We start from the raw sequence: 22,156 nt of genomic DNA on the forward strand, positions 1-22,156 counted from the left end.
TACCCGGCATACAGACAACCGTGTAAGACGGACGTCTATATGCCAGGTACGGGGTGCGAGCGGCGGACGGTCAGTCGGTGAGGTTCACCGAACGGGCCGAGGCGGCGCCGATCTCCTCGGAGATGTCGGTCAGGACCTGCGGCGGAACGGTGTCGTCGACGGTGAGGACGACCAGCGCCTCGCCGCCCACGTCCGCCCGCGAGACCTGCATGCCGGCGATGTTGAGCCCGGCCTCACCGAGGATGCGGCCGACCGCGCCGACGACACCCGGACGGTCCTGGTAGCGCAGCACGACCATGTGGTCGGCGAGCGCCAGGTCGACGTCGTAGTCGCCGATGGCCACGATCTTCTGGAGGTGCTTGGGGCCGGCCAGCGTGCCGGAGACCGCGACCTCCTCGCCGCTCGACAGCGTGCCGCGGACGGTCACCACGTTGCGGTGGTCCGGCGACTCGGAGCTGGTGGTGAGGCGTACCTCGACACCGCGCTCCTGCGCGAAGAGCGGGGCGTTGACGTAGCTCACGGTCTCGTCGACGACGTCCTCGAAGACGCCCTTGAGAGCGGAGAGTTCGAGCACCTTCACGTCGTGCTGCGTGATCTCGCCGTACACCTCGACATCGAGGCGGGCCGCGACCTCGCCCGCGAGCGCGGTGAAGATCCGGCCGAGCTTCTCGGCGAGCGGCAGTCCGGGACGGACGTCCTCGGCGATGACGCCGCCCTGGACGTTGACCGCGTCCGGCACGAGTTCACCGGCGAGGGCCAGACGCACGGACCTGGCGACCGCGATGCCCGCCTTCTCCTGGGCCTCGTCGGTCGAAGCTCCGAGGTGCGGGGTACAGACGACCTGGTCGAACTGGAACAGCGGGGAGTCCGTGCAGGGCTCCTTCGTGTACACGTCCAGACCGGCGCCGGCGACGCGGCCCTCCTTGAGGGCGGAGGCCAGCGCCTCCTCGTCGACGATGCCGCCGCGGGCGGCGTTGACGATGCGTACGGAGGGCTTCACCTTGTGCAGCGCGTCGTCGCCGATGAGGCCGAGCGTCTCCGGCGTCTTGGGGAGGTGCACCGTGATGAAGTCGGCGACCTCGAGCAGCTCGTCGAGGGTGAGGAGCTTGACACCCATCTGCGCGGCACGCGCGGGCTGTACGTAGGGGTCGTACGCGACGATCTTCATACCGAAGGCCGACATGCGCTGCGCGACCAGGACACCGATGCGGCCGAGGCCGACGACGCCGAGGACCTTCTCGCTGAGCTCGACGCCCGTGTACTTGGAGCGCTTCCACTCGCCGTTCTTCAGGGCGGTGTTGGCCTGCGGGATGTTGCGCGCCGTGGCGACGAGCAGACCACAGGCCAGCTCGGCGGCGGTGACGATGTTGGAGGTCGGGGCGTTGACGACCATCACGCCGGCCTTGGTGGCCGAGGAGACGTCGACGTTGTCCAGACCGACACCGGCGCGGGCGACGACCCGCAGCTTCTTGGCCGCGGCGATGGCTTCGGCGTCGACCTTGGTGGCGGAGCGCACCAGGATGGCGTCGACGTCGACGATCGCGGGGAGGAGTTCGGCGCGGTCCGCGCCGTTGCAGTGCCGGATCTCGAAATCCGGACCCAGAGCGTCGACCGTGGCGGGCGACAGCTCTTCAGCGATGAGTACGACAGGTTTCGAGCTCACGAGAGTCCTCACATGTCCAGTGCGGACGGCCGTCCCGACGGCCGCAGGCGGTGGAGGGGCTAGCCGCGTGGGAGACGCACGACACTGTGGGCCCTGACGCGTGTATGTGTTGAGAAGTGTAGTCATGCAACAGAGCGCGCCTTGCGCCCCGGTGGAAGGATCACCCACACGAGGGTGGACGACTTGTACACACATTCGATGCAGCCGCTTCCACCTCCGCTGTCCGCAGTGACACGGAAGCCGGGACGGGCGGTGTGCCGCGGGGGCGGACCATCGGTCCGCCCCCGCGGCGGAGGACTTACGCGTCCTCGTCGTTCACCCAGCTCATGAGCTTGCGCAGCTCACGGCCCGTGGTCTCCAGCAGGTGGTCGCTGTCGGCCTTCTTGTACTCGTTGTACTTGGGCAGACCGTTGTGGTATTCGGCCATCCAGGCGTTGGCGAAGGTGCCGTCCTGGATCTCGGTGAGGACCTTCTTCATCTCGGCCTTGGTGGCGTCCGTGATGATCCGCGGACCGGTGACGTAGTCGCCCCACTCGGCGGTCTCCGAGATGGACCAGCGCATCTTCTCCAGGCCGCCCTCGTACATGAGGTCCACGATGAGCTTCAGCTCGTGGAGGCACTCGAAGTACGCGATCTCCGGCTGGTAACCGGCCTCGGTCAGGGTCTCGAAACCGGCCTTGACCAGGGCGGCGGTGCCACCGCAGAGGACGGCCTGCTCACCGAACAGGTCGGTCTCGGTCTCCTCGGTGAAGGTCGTCTTGATGACGCCGGCGCGCGTGCCGCCGATGCCCTTCGCGTACGAGAGGGCGAGGGCCAGGCCCGTGCCGGTGGCGTCCTGCTCGACGGCCACGATGCACGGGACGCCGCGGCCCTCCTCGTACTGGCGGCGGACGAGGTGGCCCGGGCCCTTCGGGGCGACCATGCAGACGTCGACGTTGGCCGGCGGCTTGATGAAGCCGAAGCGGATGTTCAGTCCGTGGCCGAAGAAGAGCGCGTCTCCGTCCTTGAGGTTGTCCTTGATGGACTCCTCGTAGACCTGGGCCTGGATCGGGTCCGGGACGAGGATCATGATGACGTCCGCCTCGGCGCTGGCCTCGGCGGGCGTCACCACGCGCAGGCCCTGCTCCTCGGCCTTGGCCTTGGACTTCGAGCCCTCGTGCAGACCGACGCGGACGTCGACGCCGGAGTCACGGAGCGACAGCGCGTGGGCGTGGCCCTGGCTGCCGTAGCCGATGACCGCGACCTTGCGGCCCTGGATGATGGACAGGTCGGCATCGTCGTCGTAGAACAGCTCGGCCACTGGGTCTTCTCCTTGGTGTGCAGGTGTTGCGTCCCACCGTACGGCGGGGTGCGTCGAATACGTTGTCGGGTCTCGCCATGCGAGCGGCGGAGCGGCGGCGGAGCGCCCGTTCCTACGCCGAGCGGTCGAGGGCGCGCAGGGAGCGGTCGGTGATCGACCGTGAGCCCCGCCCTATGGCGATGGTGCCGGACTGGACGAGCTCCTTGATGCCGAACTGCTCCAGCATCTTGAGCATGGCCTCCAGCTTGTCGGCTCCTCCGGTCGCCTCGATCGTGACCGCCTCCGGGGAGACGTCCACGGTCTTGGCGCGGAACAGCGAGACGATCTCGACGATCTGGGAGCGGGTCTCGTTGTCGGCGCGGACCTTCACCAGGACGAGCTCGCGCTGGATCGCAGCGCCGGGCTCGAGTTCGACGATCTTCAGGACGTTGACCAGCTTGTTCAGCTGCTTGGTCACCTGCTCCAGGGGCAGGTCCTCGACACCCACCACGATGGTGATGCGGGAGATGTCGGGGTGCTCGGTGGTACCGACCGCGAGTGAGTCGATATTGAAGCCGCGCCGGGAGAACAGAGCCGTGATCCGGGCGAGGACACCCGGCTTGTTCTCGACCAGGACGGAGAGTGTGTGCTTCGTGGACATGAGGTCGGTCTCTCTCTGTCTCTCAGTCGTCTTCGTTGTCGCCGAAGTCGGGGCGGACACCGCGGGCGGCCATGACCTCGTCGTTGGAGGTGCCGGCGGCGACCATCGGGTACACCATGGCGTCCTCGTGGACGATGAAGTCGATCACGACGGGGCGGTCGTTGATGGAGTTGGCCTCTTCGATGACCTTGTCCAGGTCGGCGGGGTCCTCGCAGCGGATCGCGTAACAGCCCATGGCCTCGGACAGCTTGACGAAGTCAGGCACCCGGGTGCCCTTCGCCGGAACGCCGTCGGTGTCGGTGCCGGAGTGCAGCACGGTGTTGGAGTACCGCTGGTTGTAGAAGAGGGTCTGCCACTGGCGGACCATCCCGAGGGCGCCGTTGTTGATGATCGCGACCTTGATCGGGATGTTGTTGAGCGCGCAGGTGGTGAGTTCCTGGTTGGTCATCTGGAAGCAGCCGTCACCGTCGATCGCCCAGACCGTGCGGTCGGGCATGCCCGCCTTGGCACCCATCGCGGCCGGGACCGCGTAGCCCATCGTTCCGGCGCCGCCGCTGTTCAGCCAGGTGGCGGGCTTCTCGTAGTTGATGAAGTGGGCGGCCCACATCTGGTGCTGGCCGACGCCCGCCGCGAAGATCGTGCCCTCGGGGGCGAGCTGTCCGACCCGCTGGATGACCTGCTGCGGCGAGAGGCTGCCGTCCTCCGGCAGGTCGAAGCCGAGCGGGTAGGTGTCCCGCCAGCGGTTGAGGTCCTTCCACCACGCCTCGTAGTCACCGGTGTTTCCCTCGGTGTGCTCGGCCTGGACGGCCTGGACGAGGTCGGCCAGGACCTCGCGGGCGTCCCCGACGATCGGGACGTCGGCGGCGCGGTTCTTGCCGATCTCGGCCGGGTCGATGTCGGCGTGGACGATCTTCGCGAAGGGCGCGAAGCTGTCCAGCTTTCCGGTGACGCGGTCGTCGAAGCGGGCTCCGAGGGCGACGATCAGGTCGGCCTTCTGCAGCGCGGTGACGGCGGTGACCGCACCGTGCATGCCCGGCATTCCCACGTGCAGCGGGTGGCTGTCGGGGAATGCGCCGAGCGCCATCAGTGTGGTGGTGACGGGCGCTCCGGTGAGCTCCGCGAGGACCTTGAGTTCGCCGGTGGCCCCCGCCTTCATGACGCCCCCGCCGACGTACAGGACGGGGCGCTTGGCCTGCGTGATGAGCTTGGCGGCCTCGCGGATCTGCTTGGCGTGCGGCTTGGTGACCGGCCGGTAGCCGGGCAGGTCCTGGGCGGGCGGCCAGCTGAACGTCGTCTGCGCCTGGAGGGCGTCCTTGGCGATGTCGACGAGGACGGGTCCCGGGCGGCCGGTGGACGCGATGTGGAACGCCTCGGCGATGGTGTGCGGGATGTCCTCGGCCTTGGTGACCAGGAAGTTGTGCTTCGTGATCGGCATCGTGATGCCGCAGATGTCGGCTTCCTGGAACGCGTCCGTACCGATCGCCTTGGAGGCGACCTGGCCGGTGATCGCGACCAGGGGCACCGAGTCCATGTGCGCGTCGGCGATCGGCGTGACGAGGTTGGTCGCACCGGGTCCCGAGGTGGCCATGCAGACCCCGACCTTGCCGGTGGCCTGTGCGTAGCCGGTGGCCGCGTGGCCCGCGCCCTGCTCGTGCCGGACCAGAACGTGGCGCACCCGGGTGGAGTCCATCATCGGGTCGTACGCCGGAAGGATCGCGCCGCCGGGAATGCCGAATACGGTGTCGGCCCCGACTTCCTCGAGAGAACGGATGAGGGACTGGGCGCCCGTGACGTGCTCGACGGTGACGGACGACGGTCCGTTGTGACGGGCCCGCGGCTGCGGGTGGTGGGCCCCGGTGGCCTGCTCGGTCATCGGCATTCTCTTCTCGAAGCTGAGGGTTTTTGCGGGGTTTTTGCGGGGTTCTGGGAAGCGCCGGTGCAACAAAAAACCCCTCGTGCCGTGAGGCAAGCGAGGGGAGCGCGCCGGTGCGGTCTGCAGGGTGTCATCGAGGGACCCTGCTTCAGCCGACGCGCTTTCCAAGTACGAGAATTCGGGTGCGCATGGCATTGACCATCTCTCCGGCACGCGTACGGTGTCAAGTAGGTGGGACAGGCGTCTCAGCATGTGAGCCGGTGAGGAGTGGGATGGAGCCGCCCGTCAGGACGGGCTGAGCAACGGGACTGCCCGGTACGGGGAACTCCCCCCGCACCAGGGCACGGCGCAGCCGGTACTCGTCGAGCGGCCCCGAGAAGGCCATCCCCTGGCCGTGCGTGCAGCCCATGGCGCGCAGCGCGAGGACCTGTTCCGGTACGTCGACACCGTCGGCCACGGACTGCATCCCGAGATCGCAGGCGATCCGGAGCAGCCCACTGGTGATCTTGTGCAGCCGGGGGGACTGCACCACCCCTTCGACGAGACCGCGGTCCAGCTTCAGTACGTCGATGGGGAGCCGGCGCAGGGCGTTGATCGCCGCGTAACCACTGCCGAAGCCGTCGAGCGCGATCCGCACGCCCAGGCGGCGCAGGGCCACCAGCCGCTGCTCCAGTTCGTCGAAGGAGATCCGGGGATCACTGTCGGCGACCTCGATCATCAGAGCCCCGGATGGGAGCCCGTGCCGGGTCAGGAGCGCTTCGATGGAACCGAAGGGCAGCGCCCGGTCGAGCAGCCGGCCGGCGGAGAGCCTCACGGACACCGGGATCGGGTGTCCGGCCCTGGCCCGGTCGGCGGCCTGCTCGACGGCCGCCTGCAGGAGCCAGCGGCCCAGCTCGGCGGTGCGGTTGTTGTCGTCGGACACCCTGAGGAACTCGGCGGGGGTGAAGAGGATGCCCTGCGCCGAGCGCCAGCGCGCCTGCGCCGTCACGGCGGCGACGGTGCCGCTGGCGAGATGGACGACCGGCTGGTGCAGCAGGGCGAACTCACCGTCGCGCAGGGCGGTACGCAGCCGGGCCGCCAGTTCGGAGCGGCGTACGACATCGGCCTGCATCTGTGGGGCGTACAGCTCGACCCGGTCCTTGCCGCCCGCCTTGGCCCGGTACATGGCGAGGTCCGCGTTGCGCATGAGGTCGGTGGGGGTGATGGCGGGCTCCGCGAACGCGACGCCGATGGAGGCGGCCACGCGGACCTCGCTGGCCCCGATGCGGTACGGCTGGGAGAGCGTGAGGCGCAGCCGGTCGGCGATCTCGTGCACCTGGTACTCCCGGGCGCCCTGGTCCCGGGTGCCGTCGCCGACGATCAGCGCCGCGAACTCGTCACCGCCGAGACGGGCCGCGGTGTCCCCGGCCCGTACGGACTCGGCGAGGCGGCGGGCGGCCTGGATGAGGAGCTCGTCACCGGCCTGGTGGCCGATGGTGTCGTTGACCGCCTTGAAGCCGTCGAGGTCGATGAAGAGGACGGCGGTGCCCGAGTCGCCCGCCCGCCGGCCCGCCAGCGCACGGCGGACCCGGTCGGTGAACAGCGCGCGGTTGGGCAGGTCGGTGAGCGGGTCGTGTTCGGCGTTGTGCTGCAACTGGGCCTGGAGTCTGACCCGTTCGGTCACGTCCCGGCTGTTGAGGAGCAGTCCGCCCTGGTGCCGGTTGACGGTCGACTCCACGTTGAGCCAGTCACCGGTACCCGATCTGAAGCGGCACTCGATGCGGGTGGTGGGCTCTTCGTGGGGCGAAGCGGCCAGGAAGCGCCGCACCTCGTGGACCACCCCGCCGAGGTCTTCGGGGTGGATGATGGAGGCCAGTTCGCAACCGACGAGATCGTCCGCCTCGCGCCCGTACACCCCGGCCGCCGCCGGGCTGACGTAGCGCAGCATCCCGGTGGGGGCGGCGATCATGATGACGTCGCTCGATCCCTGCACCAGCGAGCGGAAGTGGTTCTCCTTCTGGGCCAGCTCCTGGGTGAGCGAGATGTTGTCGAGGAGCATGATGCCCTGCCGGACGACCAGGGCGAGGACGACCGTGCATCCGGTGAAGATCACCACGCGGTCGACCCTGCGCCCCTCGACCACGGTGTGCAGGATGCCCAGGGTGCAGACCGCCGCCGCCAGATAGGGCGTCAGGGCGGCGAGTGAGCCGGCGATGGGACGGCTGGTCGGGCGCATGGCCGTGGAGCCTGGCGGCAGGTCTTCGGTGTCGCGGTGCCGGGCGCCCCAGGGGGCGTACGCGAGCAGGAGCGAACCGGTGAACCATCCCGCGTCGAGCAACTGGCCGGAGTGGTACGTCGAGCGGAGCAGCGGCGAGGTGAACACGGTGTCGCACAGGACGGTCAGGGCGAGCGCGGCGACGGCCGTGTTCACCGCGGAGCGGTTGACGCTGGACCGCCGGAAGTGCAGCGCGAGCACCATGGAGACCAGCACGATGTCCAGCAGCGGATAGGCGAGGAAGAGCGCGGCCCTGGCCACGCTCCCGCCCTCCAGGTCGGCGACATGTGCCGTGTGGGCGAGAGCGAGGCTCCAGGAGAGCGTCAGCAGCGATCCGCCGATCAGCCAGGAGTCCAGGGCCAGACAGATCCAGCCGGCCCGGGTGACCGGGCGCTTGGCGAGGACGAGCAGCCCGACGATGGCGGGCGGCGCGAAGCACAGGAAGAAGAAGTCGGCGAGGGACGGCGTGGGCACGGGGAGGCCCAGCACCACCTCGTACCACCCCCAGACCGCGTTGCCGCAGGCGGCCATGAGGGAGGAGAGCGAGAACAGCAGCCAGGCCGGCCGGAGCCGGCAGACCGTGGACCTCGCGTAGAGGAAGCATGAGAGCGCAGCGGCCAGTGACGCGACGCTGAGCCCGAAATCACCCATGAACAGAGCCGCTTGCGTGGAGCCCCAGCCGAAGGAGGCACCGACGGCGTATCCGGCGCAGACCGCGGCCAGGGTGATCTGGCCGCGTAGGCCCGCACCGTCTCCCGAGCCCTCGCCCAAGCCCTCGCCCGTGACCGACTGCCGGGAGAGCGGGGCCCCGACGGCGCTCACCGGAGAGCTCCCCGGGTCGCGTCCCGCGCCCCCGGAGTCCGGCCCGCTGCTCGCCGTGGACACGGGCGGGGCGGAGTCCTGTTTGGCATCAGTGCCGATGATCGCCATCGCTCGCCCTGCCGCGTCGGATCGTCTCTCCATTGGCCGCACATCGCCCGTAGCCCCCTCGCGTTCTACTTCCTCCCCCGCGTCGCCCCTTCCACGACGCAGCCCCCCGGTCTGGACGATACACCAGAACGGTCACTCAGGGACATAGTTCGTCTACTCTCCGTGACAACCTGCGGCGTTGCGGGAACTGGCTGCGATGAACGTACTCCGGAGCGTGTTCAGCCGGTGGTGAGTACGACGTTTCGCACCGGCTCACCCTCGGCGAAACGGGTCAGCTGTGCCGCCAGCAGACGCTTGGCCCTCGGCAGGAACGCCGAGGTGCTGCCGCCGACATGAGGGGTGATCAGGACATGGGGAGCATGCCAGAGGGGATGGCCGACGGGCAGCGGTTCGGGGTCGGTGACATCGAGAGCGGCGCGCAGCCGGCCGCACTCGAGTTCGGACAACAGGGCCGCGGTGTCGACCACTTGTCCCCGGGCGACGTTGACGAGGAGTGCGCCGTCGCGCATCGCCCTGAGGAACTCGGCTCCCACCAGGCCCTGGGTGGAGGGGTTCAGCGGGGTGGACAGGATGACGATGTCGGCCTGGGGCAGCAGCGCGGGCAGGTCGTCGAGCGTGTGCACGGGGCCGCGCGCTGTCGTCCGCGCAGAGCGCGCGACGCGCGCCACCCGCGCGCACTCGAACGGTTCGAGCCGGTCCTCGATCGCCGAACCGATCGACCCGTAACCGACGATGAGCACCGACTTGTCGGCGAGCGCCGGGTAGAAGCCTGCCCGCCACTCCTCCTTGTCCTGACCGTGCACGAAGCCGGGGAACCCCCGCAGCGAGGCGAGGATCAGGGCGAGGGCCAGCTCGGCGGTGGACGCCTCGTGCACTCCCCTGGCATTGCAGAGGCGTACGCCGGCGGGAAGCAGACCGAGGCCGGGCTCCACGTGGTCGATACCCGCGGAGAGCGTCTGCACGACCCGTACCGCGCCCATGGCGTCGAGCGGCCGGACCGCGATCGGCGGACCCTTCATATAGGGAACGACATAGAAGGCGCAGTCTGCGGGATCGGCGGGGAAGTCCTGTCCGCCGTCCCAGAAGTGGTAGTCGAGGCCCTCGGGGAGCCCCTCGATCTCATCGGCCGGAATCGGCAGCCATACGTCGCCGGCAGTCGTCGAAGTCATGCTCAGGAGGCTAGGCGACGGCTGCTCGGCGACGCCGTGGGGGCAGAGGTTACGTTTGGGTGCGGTGTGGTCCCGTGACCGTGGGACCGAGGGAGGGTTCGGGGAGTTGGAGCGCAGGACTATCGGTGCGGCGGCGCTCGCCGTGGGCGCGGTCGGGCTGGGCTGTATGCCGATGAGCTGGGCGTACAACACATCGCAACAGCGCGGCGACCGTTCGGTGCGGACGGTGCACGCGGCGCTCGACGCGGGTGTTCGGCTGCTCGACACGGCGGACATGTACGGCCCCTTCACCAACGAGCTGCTCGTGGGACGGGCGCTCAAGGGACGGCGGAGCGAGGCGTTCCTCTCCACCAAGGGCGGGCTCCTGGTGGGTGATCAGCACATCGTCGCCAATGGGCGTCCCGGCTATGTGCGGCGGGCCTGTGATGCCTCGCTGCGGCGGCTGCAGACGGATGTGATCGATCTGTACCAACTGCACCGGGCCGACCCCGAGGTACCGGTCGAGGAGACCTGGGGAGCGATGGCCGATCTGGTCGCGGCGGGGAAGGTGCGCTCGCTCGGACTCTGCGCCGTGGGGGCGCGCGCCCCGCGCCGGGCGGGCGCGCGGCTGCATGACGGAACGATCCGTCAACTGGAGCGCGTCCAGCAGGTCTTCCCGGTCAGCGCCGTCGAGGCGGAGCTTTCCGTGTGGTCGCCGGAGGCGCTGGAGTCCTTGCTGCCGTGGTGCACGGCGCGTGGTGTGGGGCTGCTGGCCGCCATGCCGCTCGGCAACGGGTATCTGACGGGCACGCTGACGCCGGGGCAGGGCTTCGAACCGGACGATCCGCGGGCCAGGCACCCGAGGTTCACGGCCGAGATGATGGCGGCGAACCAGCCGGTGGTGTCCGGGCTCCGGCGCATCGCGGAGCGCCATGGTGCCACTCCGGCGCAGGTGGCGCTGGCGTGGGTGCTGCGGCAGGGGCCGCACGTGGTGCCGGTGCCGGGCGCGAAGCACGAGGAGTGGGCGGTGGAGAACGCGGGCGCCGCACGGCTGGAGCTCGACGACGCGGATCTGGCGGAGATCGCGGGGCTGCCGCGAGCGCGCGAGTCGTGGGACTGAGGCTGCCACGAGACAATTGGCCGGGATCGGGAACCCTGGGCGGGCCCGCGGTGTAGGAACAGTAGTCGTGCGGCCGTCGAAAGGATCGTTTCTGTGTTCGGATCTGCTTTCTCCCCCGCTGTGCGCAAAGGGGTGGTGGCCGTGCTGGCCACGGCTTCGCTGCTGGTCTCCGCGGCCTGCTCGTCCGGGCAAGGCCCGCAGAGTACGGGGGGCCGGGAGGGCGACGCGTCGGTGCCGTCCGCCTCCTCTTCCGCTGCCGCCTCCGCTTCCGCGTCGCCCTCGGACCTGGCACCCGCCAAGGGGTCGGTGAAGGTCGTCTCCACGCTCACGGAGGGGCTGGCGAGCCCGTGGGGTCTGGCCGCGCTGCCCGGCGGCGACCTGCTGGTCGCCTCCCGCGACGACGGCACGGTCACCCGGGTCGACGGCGAGAACGGGAAGAAGACGCTGCTGGGCTCCGTACCAGGCGTGTCGCCCGGCGGCGAGGGCGGGCTGCTCGGCCTCGCCGTCCCGGCGACCTTCGGCGCGGACCGTCAGGTGTACGCGTACTTCACCACCACGTCCGACAACCGCATCGCCCGCATGCTGTACGACGAGCGCAGGCCGGCCGGTCAGCAGCTGGGCGCCCCGGACACGATCCTGCGGGGCATCCCGAAGGGCGCCGTCCACAACGGCGGCCGGATCGCCTTCGGACCGGACCGCATGCTGTACGCGGGCACCGGCGAGACCGGGGAGACGGGACTGGCCCAGGACAAGAAGTCGCTGGGCGGCAAGATCCTGCGCATGACGCCCGACGGCGAGCCGGTGCACGGCAACCCGGAGGCCGACTCGGTGGTGTATTCGTACGGGCACCGCAACGTACAGGGCCTGGCCTGGGACGGACAGAAGCGGCTCTGGGCCGCCGAGTTCGGCCAGGACACCTGGGACGAGCTGAACCTGATCGAGCCGGGCGGGAACTACGGCTGGCCCGATGTGGAGGGCAAGAAGGGCGAGGAGGGATTCGTCGACCCGGTGGCCCAGTGGAAGACCGCGGAGGCCTCGCCGAGCGGGATCGCGGTCGTCGGCGGATCGGTCTGGATGGCGGGGTTGCGCGGCGAGCGGCTGTGGCGCATTCCGCTCTCGGGCAAGGCCGGTCAGGAACCACTGGCGCAGCCGCAGTCGTTCCTCGACGGGAAGTACGGCCGGCTGCGGACCGTGCTCGCGGCGGGCGGCGACAGACTGTGGCTGGTCACCAGCAACACGGATGGCCGTGCCACGCCGAAGCCGGGAGACGACCGGATTCTTCTGCTGGAGGTGCGCTGAGGGCCGGACAGGCCCTCAGGGGCACCGCCAGGGCGTGCCCCGCATGCCGTATGCCGCGCCGGGGACCCGGGGCGGATGCCCTGGACCGGGTCCGGCGAGGAGGAGGGACACCGGACGCGGGGCCGGACCTCGGCTCCGGCCGGTGCCTCGGGGGCAGGCGTCAGCCGCCGGTGGTGGCGGCCGCGCTGGGCAGCGAGACGAACAGGTCGAAGTACATGCCGACGGAGATGAATACGCCGAGCACACCGAGCACGACACCCGCTAGGGCGACGGCGCGGATCCAGCCGGGCTGCGGGCGCTCGGCGGGCGTGCCGAAGGCGGGACGAACGAGGACGAAGACGCCGACCAGCAGGGCGAGCAGGGCGAAGAGGCCGTTGACCAGCGCGGTGGTGTGCCAGGCGTCCGCGTAGATCTCGGAGATCTGCTGGGCCGCGCTGCCGCCGCCGGAGGTCTTGATCTGGCCGATCAGGGTTTCCCGCTCGGCGGCGACCCGGCCGGTCCAGGCACCGGTGAGAGCGACGACGCCGAGCCCGGCCGCGACGACGGCCGCGGCGCCGGAACCGACGCCGGAAGCGGCTGCCGCCTCGGCCTCGGCGTACTCGTCGAGCTCCAGGTCACCGTCGTCCGAGAGGTCCACGACGTCGTCACTCGCCTCGTCACTCGCCTCGTCGTTCGCGGTCGTGCCGGTGCCGGTGCCGGGGGCCACGGTCGTGTCCTTGGTGTCCTTCACTGCGCTCTCGTCCGTCACCGAGTTCTCCTCGCGGTCGTCGTCGACGGCGGGAGCGGTGGGGGTCTTGGAGGTGGAGGTGTTCATGCGCCGCACGCTAGGTGTCCCGGATGAGAACCCTCTTAACGTTTGGTCCTGTCCCGCTCTCAGCCGCGCTGAGCACGCCATTCCGGCGCCAGAACGGACCAGATCTCCGAATCGTGCCGCTCCCCCCGATAGAGGTAGCGCTCGCGCATCACTCCGTCGCGTGTCATCCCGAGCCGCTTCGCGACCGCGACACTGCGGGTGTTCGCCGAGGAGGCGACCCACTCCACCCGGTGCATGCCCCGTACGTCGACCGCCCAGTCGATCAGCTTCCGCATCGCCCGGGTGACCAGGCCGCGCCCCTCCCCCGCCGGTTCGAGCCAGCAGCCGACCTCGCAGTTCCCGGTCCCGGCCTCGAACGTACGGAAGAGGACGCCGCCGACCAGCGTGCCGTCCAGCCAGATGCCGTAGAGCCGGCCGGTGTCGGCCGCCTGGCTGTCCGCGTACCGCTGGAGCAGGGCCCGCGCCGAATCGAGGTCGGCGGCGGCCGCGGCGAACGGGATCCAGGGGTCGACGAGCGCGCGTGCCCGGTCCATGTGGCTCAGGAACTCCTGGGCCTGCCAGGTCTCCAGCGGGCGCAGCTCCGCCCCGTCGTCACCCAGGGATATCGCGAACATCGTGCTCCTCCGGTCTCAGTGAACGGGCTCGACGGGCTCGGCCCGGACGGGCCGGGGCTCGGCTTCGCCACCCTCGCCCGAACGCGCCCCCGGAATTTTCGCATGACCCGCCCCGCGGTCCGGCGCCTCGATACTGATCCGCGGCAGCCACCGGTCCAGCCAGCCCGGCAGCCACCAGTTCGCACCGCCCAGCATGTGCATCAGGGCGGGCACGAGCAGGGTGCGCAGGACGAACGCGTCGAGCGCGACGGCCACGGCGAGCGCGATACCGAACATCGCGATGACGCGGTCACCGCTGAGCACGAAGGCGAGGAAGACCGAGATCATGATCACGGCGGCCGAGTTGATCACTCTGCTGGTCTCGGCGAGCCCGACACGGACCGCCCGCCGGTTGTCGCCGGTCTCCAGCCACTCCTCGTACATCCGGCCGACCAGGAACACCTGGTAGTCCATCGAGAGCCCGAAGAGCACCGAGACCATGATCACTGGCAGGAAGGGCTCGATCGGTCCAGCGCTGCCGAGCCCCAGCAGTTCGCTCCCCCACCCCCACTGGAAGACGGCGACGACGACGCCGAAGGAGGAGGAGACCGCGGCCACGTTCATCACGGCTGCCTTCAGCGGAATGCCGATGGAGCGGAAGGCCAGCAGCAGGAGCAGACAGCCGAGCCCGATGACCACACCGACGAAGAGCGGAAGCTTGCCGATGATGATCTCGGCGAAGTCGTCGTAACTGGCGGTCACGCCGCCCACGTGTGCCCGGAGCGAGGTGTTGTCAGCCGCCTCGGGCAGCACGTCCGCCCGCAGCCGGTCGACGAGCTCGCTGGTCCGCTGCGACTGCGGCGCCGAGTCCGGCACGACGGTGACGAACGCCGTATCGCCGCCGCTGTTGTAGATCACGGGGCTGACCGATGCCACACCCTCCGTGTCGCGCAGGGTGGCGGGCAGGGCGTCCAGGGCGAGCCGGTCGTCGGCGCCGTCCAGCTGCGCGGCGATCGTCAGCGGCCCGTTGACCCCGGGCCCGAACGCCTCGCCCAGCAGGTCGTACGCCTGCCGGGTGGTGGCCGTCGCGGGGTTGTTCCCCTGGTCGGACGTGCCCAGGTGCAGTCCCAGGGTGGGCAGGGCCAGCACCAGCATCACGACGGCGGCGACCGCACCGAGCAGCTTGGGGTGCCGTTCGACGAAAGCGGACCAGCGGGCGGCGAAGCCGGTGGGAAGCTCCGGCTGCGGCCCCCTCTCGGCGAGCTGCCTGCGCTCACGCCGGCTCAGCGCGCGCATCCCGATGAAGGAGAGCAGCGCGGGCAGCAGGGTCACGGAGGCGGCGACGGCCAGTACCACGGTGAGCGAGGCGGCGATCGCGACCCCGTTGAGGAACCCGAGCCGCAGAACGAGCATGCCGAGGAGCGCGATGCAGACGGTGGCCCCGGCGAAGACGACGGCGCGCCCGGTCGTCGCGACGGCGTTCTGCGCCGCGTCGGTGACCGAGAGACCGCTCCGGAGTCCTCTGCGGTGCCGGGTGACGATGAACAGCGCGTAGTCGATGCCGACACCGAGGCCGATCAGCATGCCCAGCATCGGTGCGAAGTCGGCCACCGTCATCACGTGACCGAGCAGCACGATGCCCGCGTAGGCCGTGCCGACGGAGACGAGCGCGGTGGCGATGGGCAGCATGCTCGCGGCGAGGGAGCCGAAGGCGAGGAAGAGGACGACCGCGGCGACGACCACCCCGATGGCCTCGCTGAGGTGGGCCGATGGCGCTTCCGTGAGGGCGACGGCCATGCCGCCGAGCTCGACCTGGAGCCCGTCGGCCGAGGCCGCCTTCGCGGTGTCGACGAGGGCCTGGGCCTGCTCCGGCGCAATGGCGTCGGCCTGATGGTCGAAGGTGACCGTGGCGTACGCGGTACGGCCGTCCGCGCTGATCTGTCCGGCGCCCATCGATCCGTAGGGACCGGTGACGCCGCCGACTCCCGGCAGCTCCTCGATCGCGTGGAGCGTCCGGGTCATCGTCTGCTCGACATCGGTGGCCCGGACGGTGGAGCCGCTGGTGTGCCAGACGACGGTGTCGGTGTCACCGCCGAGATCCGTGAAGCCCCGCTGGAGGAGGTCGGTGGCACGGCCGGACTCGGTTCCGGGCACCTCGTAGTCGTTGGAGTAGGCCGAACCCGCGAAACCCGCTGCGGTGGCCGCGCCGCCGAGGGCGAACAGCCAGATGAGGACGGCGACGAGCCGGTGCCTGAGACACCAGCGAGCAATGGCAGCCAACGGACGCGCTCCCTGGGGGTTCGTAGATCTTTGGCGGGAAATGACCTGAATATCCCGTTAAAGAACTCATGACCTGATAACTGCCACCCTGACAGGCAAACCTGATCGTTTGTCCCTTTCGTGGCCATGCTCACAGAGCTTGAAATCTCCCCCACAGGTCCCACCGGCCCCATGCACGCACGCCCCACCGGCCCCATGCGGCACGCCCCACCAGCCCCATGCGCGCACGCCCCACCGGCTCACCAGCCCCTCGGCACACGACTGGGCGGGCGCCGGTTCGGCGCCCGCCCAGTCGAGCAGCTTCGGATCAGCCCGATACGCTCGCCCTGCCGTTCTCGATGTGGCCCATGAGCCGCCGCCGGAACGCCGCGTCCCTGTCGACCGTGACCTCCAGGTCGTACCAGCCGCGTGCGTCGGCCGCCGAGTGCACGACCGTACGGCTGCGTCCGGGCTTCACGGAGATGCGCCGGGTCCACCCGCGCAGGTCCTCCTCGTCGACGTACCCGAGAGGCCGCACGGTGAAGGTGAGCGTCCGCCGTCCCGTGTTGCGCAGAGTGAGATGGAGATCCCTCTCACGGGCGTCGAGCCGCGAGCCGACCTCCGCGTCACCACCGGCCGCGCCGGCGAACTCGCGACGGAAGCCGTTGGGCCCGGTGACCGTGAAGCGGTAGGCGTCCCCGGTGAAGGGGACCGCCCATTGCCCCGTACCCCTTACGTCCCGGTGCTGCGGGGCGGGGAACTCACCGGCGTACGGATAGAGCGTGAAGTGCGCCGAGGAGCGCCCCGTGTTGCTGAGGCCCACCTGCACCGCGCCGTCCGTGACCCACGCCTGCGCGTCGGGCTGGTAGGGCAGCGGCCTGGCGGGGCGTGTCCCCGTCTCCGGTACGGGCATCCGCTGGACGGCCGGCGGCTTGGGCTGCCAGCGCCCCCCGAACGCCGGAATGGCCGCCGGACGGTCCACCTCCGGCTGCCGTCCGCTCCGCGAGAAGTCGAAGGCGGAGGTGAGGTCGCCGGTAACCGTGCGCCGCCAGTCGCCGATGTTCGGCTCCTTCACCCCGGTCCACCGCTCCAGGAAGCGGATCACGGAGGTGTGGTCGAAGACCTCGGAGCAGACGTAGCCGCCGATGGTCCACGGCGAGACGACCAGCATCGGCACCCGCACACCGAGACCGGTGGGCTTGCCGTCCCAGCGCTCATCGGCCACCTCGGGGGGCGCGACCGGCGGCGGCACGTGGTCGAAGAATCCGTCGTTCTCGTCGTAGTTGATGAAGACGGCGGTGTGCCGCCACACGTCGGGGTGGCTGCCCAGCGCGTCGAGCACCTTGTACAGGATCGTCGCGCTGTGCACCGGGGAGGAGACGCTCGGGTGCTCGGAGTCCACGGCCGACGGCACCAGGTAGGAGACCTCGGGCAACGTCCCCGCCGCCACGTCCTCGGCGAAGCGGTCGGCCAGCGTGCCCGTCTCCACCCGTCGCAGCCCGCGCTCGAAGAGGCTCCGCTCGGTCTCGTCGAGCGTCGCGACGCCCTCTTCGAGGAGCCCGAGCAGACGCTTCCGCTCGCTCGCGTCGTCCGTCTCGCGGACCTGGGCGTAGAAGGACTCCATGAAGGTGTGCCCGCCGGTCCGGGCGAGGGCCTTGCGGGCGATCGCCTTGAAGGTGGCGAAGAACTCGATCTGGTTGTCGGTGAAGTTCTCCCACTCCGTGTACGTCTGCCAGCTGTGCCCGGCGGCCTCCAGCCGTTCCGGGTAGGTGCTCCAGTCGTACCCCGGGTGCGTGCCCTCGTTGTACGCGTCGTTCCCGACGGCCCGCTTGCCGTTCGCCTCGAAGCCCGTCTTCCCGCTCCACAGGTGGTTGCGGTTGGGGCTGGTGGAGGTGTGGACCGACGAGTGGTAGGCGTCGCAGACGGTGAAGGTGTCGGCCAGTTCGTAGTGCAGCGGGATGTCACGGCGGTCGTAGTACGCCATCGTGGCGGCCGTCTTCGTGGTGACCCAGCCGCTCATCCACCCACCGGCCCAGGCCCGCCCGCCGCCGCTCCAGGAGTGGTCGAGCGCACCGATGTACTGGAGGTCCTTCTTCTGCGTCTCGGCGGCCTCGCGCACCGCGAACGGCAGCACGGACGTGCCCAGTGGGCCGGGCTGCTCGAAGACGGGCTTCCCCGAGGGGAGTTCGACGGCGTTGCGGTCGCCGAAGCCGCGTACGCCGCGCAGCATCCCGAAGTAATGGTCGAAGGACCGGTTCTCCTGCATCAGGATCACGACGTGCCTGATCTCGTCGAGCCCGCCGCCGGACCCCGCCGGGCGGGCGGGCTGCGCGGCGATGGCGGCCTGGAGCGACGGCGGCAGGAACGATCCGGCCGCCGCCGCGCCGAGCGCGCCGCCGCCGAGGGCGAAGAGCCGGCGCCGTGAAATGTCCGTGGTCAAGTGAGCCTCCCGAATCGGTCGTACGCCGGGAAGCTAGTCAAGGGAGGTGGCGGCCGGAAGACCGCCGTACGGCACAGCGGTGAACGTCCAACAGATCGTCCCGGAAGTCCAGGTCCGCCCCGCGTCCAGCACGCTCGCAGGAGGGGTGTCAGGAACGTGCAAAGGGGCGGTGCGCCCGGAGTTCCGGGTGCACCGCCCCTTCGCGTACGTCGGTACGCCGCAGGGTCAGCCCTCGACGCCGAGCTTCTCCAGGATCAGCTCACGCACGCGTGCCGCGTCCGCCTGGCCGCGCGTGGCCTTCATGACCGCGCCGACGAGCGCGCCCGCTGCCGCGACCTTGCCGCCGCGGATCTTGTCCGCGATGCCCGCGTTGGCGGCGATCGCCTCGTCCACGGCCGTGCCCAGCGCGCCTTCGTCCGAGACGACCTTCAGGCCGCGCTTCTCCACGACGGCGTCCGGGTCGCCCTCGCCCGCGAGGACACCCTCCAGGACCTGGCGTGCCAGCTTGTCGTTGAGGTCACCCCTGGCGACGAGCTCGGCGACCCTGGCGACCTGCGTGGGGGTGACACCCAGCTCGTCGAGGGCACGGCCGGTCTCGTTGGCGTTACGGGCGAGCTCGCCCATCCACCACTTGCGGGCCTGGTCCGCCGGAGCGCCCACCTCGGTCGTGGCGACGATCAGGTCGACCGCGCCCGCGTTGAGGATGGACTGCATGTCGTGCTCGGAGACGCCCCACTCCTCCTTGAGCCGCGCGCGGCGCAGCCGCGGCAGCTCGGGGAGGCCCTTGCGGAGCTCCTCGACCCATTCACGGGCCGGGGCGACGGGCACCAGGTCCGGCTCCGGGAAGTAGCGGTAGTCCTCGGCGTTGTCCTTGATGCGGCCGGCCGTGGTGGAGCCGTCCTCCTCGTGGAAGTGCCGGGTCTCCTGCACGATCGTTCCGCCCGAGTTCAGTACGGCCGCGTGGCGCTGGATCTCGAAGCGGGCGGCGCGCTCGACGGAACGCAGGGAGTTCACGTTCTTCGTCTCGGAGCGGGTACCGAACGCCTCCCGGCCGTGGGGCCGCAGCGACAGGTTCACGTCGCAGCGCATCTGCCCCATTTCCATCCGCGCTTCCGAGACACCGAGCGCCTTGATGAGCTCACGGAGCTCGGCGACGTACGCCTTGGCGACCTCGGGAGCGCGTGCGCCGGCACCCTCGATCGGCTTGGTGACGATCTCGATGAGCGGGATGCCCGCACGGTTGTAGTCGAGCAGCGAGTGGGAGGCGCCGTGGATACGGCCGGTGGCACCGCCGACGTGCGTCGACTTGCCGGTGTCCTCCTCCATGTGGGCGCGCTCGATCTGCACGCGGAAGATCTCGCCGTCCTCCAGCTGGACGTCCAGATAGCCGTTGAAGGCGATCGGCTCGTCGTACTGGGAGGTCTGGAAGTTCTTCGGCATGTCCGGATAGAAGTAGTTCTTCCGGGCGAAGCGGCACCACTCGGCGATCTCGCAGTTCAGTGCGAGGCCGATCTTGATCGCGGACTCGACGCCGATCTCGTTGACGACCGGCAGCGCGCCGGGCATCCCGAGACACACCGGGCAGGTCTGCGAGTTGGCGTCCTGCTTGAGCTCCGTGGAGCAGCCGCAGAACATCTTGGTCTTGGTGCCGAGCTCGACATGGACTTCGAGGCCCATGACGGGGTCGTACGTCGCGAGGGCGTCCTCGTACGACTCCAGGTCAATGACAGTCACGGTGAAACTTTCCCTCTCAGCCCAGCAGGACGTCGTCGTCGCCGAGACGCTTCAGTTCGCGATAGAGGATCGCGAGGCCGGTGACGATGGCCGCGGCGGACACCGCGGCGTCGATCAGGCGCAGCATGTCGCCGTCGCTGCGCGCGAGCTTCGCCTGCTTGGCGACGCTGATCGCACCGACCGCCGTGCTGGCGAGCGACACGTACACCCCGGTCTTCGACTTCTTGAAGTTCTTGGCCTTCTTTGCCATGGCACTCACAACGACGGAGCCTCCTCGAGCAGCGGGTGTCCCCACTGTTCCACGAAGGCGGCCTCGACGGCGGCTCCGACCTTGTACAGCCGGTCGTCCTTCATGGCGGGGGCGATGATCTGCAGTCCGACCGGAAGACCGTCCTCCGGGGCCAGGCCGCAGGGAAGCGACATGGCGGAGTTGCCGGCGAGGTTGGTCGGAATGGTGCACAGGTCCGCGAGGTACATCGCCATCGGGTCGTCGGCACGCTCGCCGATCGGGAAGGCGGTGGTGGGCGTCGTCGGCGAGACGATGACGTCCACCTGCTCGAACGCCTTCGCGAAGTCCTGCGTGATCAGGGTGCGGACCTTCTGCGCCGAGCCGTAGTACGCGTCGTAGTAGCCGGAGCTGAGCGCGTACGTACCGAGGATGATGCGGCGCTTGACCTCGTCGCCGAAACCGGCCTCGCGGGTGAGCGCGGTGACCTCCTCGGCGGACTTCGTCCCGTCGTCGCCGACCCGCAGGCCGTACCGCATGGCGTCGAAGCGGGCGAGGTTCGACGAGCACTCCGACGGCGCGATCAGGTAGTACGCCGACAGCGCCAGGTCGAAGGACGGGCAGTCCAGCTCGACGATCGTGGCACCGAGCGACTTCAGCAGCTCGACCGACTCGTTGAAGCGCTGGACGACACCGGCCTGGTAGCCCTCGCCCGCGAACTGCTTGACGACGCCGACGCGCATGCCCTCGACGGAGCCGTTGCGCGCGGCCTCGACGACCGGCGGGACCGGGGCGTCGATGGACGTGGAGTCCATCGGGTCGTGTCCGGCGATGACCTCGTGGAGCAGGGCCGCGTCCAGGACCGTACGGGCGCAGGGCCCGCCCTGGTCGAGGGAGCTGGAGAACGCCACCATGCCGTACCGGGAGACGCCGCCGTAGGTGGGCTTGACGCCGACCGTGCCGGTGACGGACGCGGGCTGACGGATGGAACCGCCGGTGTCCGTGCCGATGGCGAGCGGAGCCTCGTACGAGGCGAGCGCGGCCGAGGAGCCGCCGCCCGATCCGCCGGGGATACGGGTGAGGTCCCACGGGTTGCCGGTGGGACCGTAGGCGCTGTTCTCGGTGGAGGACCCCATGGCGAACTCGTCCATGTTGGTCTTGCCGAGGATGACGACGTCGGCGGCCCTGAGCTTCTGTGTCAGCGTCGCGTCGTACGGCGGGATCCAGCCCTCGAGGATCTTGGATCCGACGGTGGTCGGCATGTCCTTCGTGGTGAAGATGTCCTTCAGCGCGAGGGGGACGCCGGCCAGCGGGCCGAGCTTCTCGCCCGCGGCCTTCTTCGCGTCGACGGCGCGGGCCTGCGCGAGCGCGCCCTCGCGGTCGACGTGGAGGAAGGCGTGGACCTTCTCGTCGATCGCGTCGATCCGGGCCAGGTGGGCCTCGGTGACCTCGACGGCCGAGAGCTCACCGGAAGCGATCTTCGCGGCGATCTCGGCTGCGGTCAGCTTGATGATGGTGCTGATGTCCGTCATGACTTTTAGTCCTCCCCCAGGATCTGCGGCACCTTGAAACGCTGCTGCTCCTGGGCCGGGGCGCCGGAGAGCGCCTGCGCGGGGGTGAGCGACGGACGGACCTCGTCCGCGCGCATGACGTTGGTCAGCGGCAGCGGGTGGGAGGTCGGCGGTACGTCTTGGTCGGCGACCTCGGAGACGCGGGCGACCGCGCCGATGATGTCGTCGAGCTGACCGGCGAAGTGATCGAGCTCTTCGCCCTTCAGCTCCAGACGCGCCAGCCGGGCGAGGTGGGCGACCTCCTCGCGCGTGATGCCAGGCATGCAGCGATCCTCAGGGTTCGGTGTGTGGT

The 22,156-nt window shown here is 69.9% G+C and carries 16 protein-coding genes; 2 read left to right on the plus strand and 14 right to left on the minus strand.

Annotation, left to right across the window (positions count from 1 at the left end; translation table 11 throughout):
* Positions 1-70 precede the first annotated feature (70 nt).
* From serA to F0344_RS09255, 6 genes are all read right to left on the minus strand, one after another.
* Positions 71-1,663, minus strand: coding sequence for a phosphoglycerate dehydrogenase (serA, locus tag F0344_RS09230; RefSeq protein ID WP_185298314.1), 1,593 nt, complete (start codon positions 1,661-1,663; stop codon positions 71-73).
* 298 nt (positions 1,664-1,961) lie between these two features.
* The gene (ilvC, locus tag F0344_RS09235) at positions 1,962-2,963 is read right to left on the minus strand and encodes a ketol-acid reductoisomerase (RefSeq protein WP_185298315.1); all 1,002 of its coding nucleotides are present in this window, start codon (positions 2,961-2,963) and stop codon (positions 1,962-1,964) included.
* A 112-nt stretch (positions 2,964-3,075) separates the two neighbouring features.
* A complete protein-coding gene (gene ilvN, locus F0344_RS09240) occupies positions 3,076-3,603 on the minus strand; it encodes an acetolactate synthase small subunit (protein WP_185298316.1) in 528 nt (175 codons plus the stop codon).
* 22 nt (positions 3,604-3,625) lie between these two features.
* Positions 3,626-5,482: an acetolactate synthase large subunit gene (locus tag F0344_RS09245; RefSeq protein WP_185298317.1), complete on the minus strand. Its 1,857-nt coding sequence runs from the start codon at positions 5,480-5,482 to the stop codon at positions 3,626-3,628.
* A gap of 217 nt (positions 5,483-5,699) precedes the next feature.
* The gene (locus F0344_RS09250) at positions 5,700-8,552 is read right to left on the minus strand and encodes a putative bifunctional diguanylate cyclase/phosphodiesterase (RefSeq protein ID WP_185298318.1); all 2,853 of its coding nucleotides are present in this window, start codon (positions 8,550-8,552) and stop codon (positions 5,700-5,702) included.
* Positions 8,553-8,878: 326 nt separating this feature from the next.
* Positions 8,879-9,829, minus strand: a complete 951-nt coding sequence (locus F0344_RS09255) for a 2-hydroxyacid dehydrogenase (RefSeq protein WP_185298319.1) — start codon at positions 9,827-9,829, stop codon at positions 8,879-8,881.
* A 142-nt stretch (positions 9,830-9,971) separates the two neighbouring features.
* On the opposite strand from F0344_RS09255, the gene F0344_RS09260 reads away from it, so the two are divergent.
* Positions 9,972-10,928, plus strand: a complete 957-nt coding sequence (locus F0344_RS09260) for an aldo/keto reductase (protein ID WP_185302590.1) — start codon at positions 9,972-9,974, stop codon at positions 10,926-10,928.
* A 93-nt stretch (positions 10,929-11,021) separates the two neighbouring features.
* Positions 11,022-12,227: a PQQ-dependent sugar dehydrogenase gene (locus tag F0344_RS09265; protein ID WP_374940076.1), complete on the plus strand. Its 1,206-nt coding sequence runs from the start codon at positions 11,022-11,024 to the stop codon at positions 12,225-12,227.
* A gap of 160 nt (positions 12,228-12,387) precedes the next feature.
* Here F0344_RS09265 and F0344_RS09270 read toward each other — a convergent pair whose 3' ends face one another.
* From F0344_RS09270 to gatC, 8 genes are all read right to left on the minus strand, one after another.
* Positions 12,388-13,041, minus strand: a complete 654-nt coding sequence (locus F0344_RS09270) for a hypothetical protein (protein WP_185298320.1) — start codon at positions 13,039-13,041, stop codon at positions 12,388-12,390.
* A gap of 59 nt (positions 13,042-13,100) precedes the next feature.
* Positions 13,101-13,655 carry a GNAT family N-acetyltransferase gene (locus F0344_RS09275; RefSeq protein ID WP_185298321.1) on the minus strand — a complete coding sequence of 185 codons (555 nt, stop codon included), beginning with the start codon at positions 13,653-13,655 and terminating at the stop codon, positions 13,101-13,103.
* 15 nt (positions 13,656-13,670) lie between these two features.
* A complete protein-coding gene (locus tag F0344_RS09280; protein WP_185298322.1) occupies positions 13,671-15,914 on the minus strand; it encodes an MMPL family transporter in 2,244 nt (747 codons plus the stop codon).
* A gap of 307 nt (positions 15,915-16,221) precedes the next feature.
* On the minus strand, positions 16,222-18,333 hold the full coding sequence (locus F0344_RS09285; RefSeq protein WP_185298323.1) for a phosphocholine-specific phospholipase C: 2,112 nt from the start codon (positions 18,331-18,333) through the stop codon (positions 16,222-16,224).
* Between the two features lie 225 nt (positions 18,334-18,558).
* Positions 18,559-20,067 (minus strand): Asp-tRNA(Asn)/Glu-tRNA(Gln) amidotransferase subunit GatB, encoded by a 1,509-nt coding sequence (gatB, locus tag F0344_RS09290; RefSeq protein ID WP_185298324.1) that lies wholly within the window; start codon positions 20,065-20,067, stop codon positions 18,559-18,561.
* Between the two features lie 16 nt (positions 20,068-20,083).
* A complete protein-coding gene (locus F0344_RS09295; protein ID WP_185302592.1) occupies positions 20,084-20,317 on the minus strand; it encodes a hypothetical protein in 234 nt (77 codons plus the stop codon).
* A gap of 5 nt (positions 20,318-20,322) precedes the next feature.
* Positions 20,323-21,825, minus strand: a complete 1,503-nt coding sequence (gatA, locus tag F0344_RS09300; protein WP_185298325.1) for an Asp-tRNA(Asn)/Glu-tRNA(Gln) amidotransferase subunit GatA — start codon at positions 21,823-21,825, stop codon at positions 20,323-20,325.
* A gap of 5 nt (positions 21,826-21,830) precedes the next feature.
* Positions 21,831-22,127 (minus strand): Asp-tRNA(Asn)/Glu-tRNA(Gln) amidotransferase subunit GatC, encoded by a 297-nt coding sequence (gatC, locus tag F0344_RS09305; RefSeq protein WP_003966094.1) that lies wholly within the window; start codon positions 22,125-22,127, stop codon positions 21,831-21,833.
* Positions 22,128-22,156 lie beyond the last annotated feature (29 nt).

The organism is Streptomyces finlayi, assembly GCF_014216315.1.
GTDB lineage: Bacteria > Actinomycetota > Actinomycetes > Streptomycetales > Streptomycetaceae > Streptomyces > Streptomyces finlayi_A.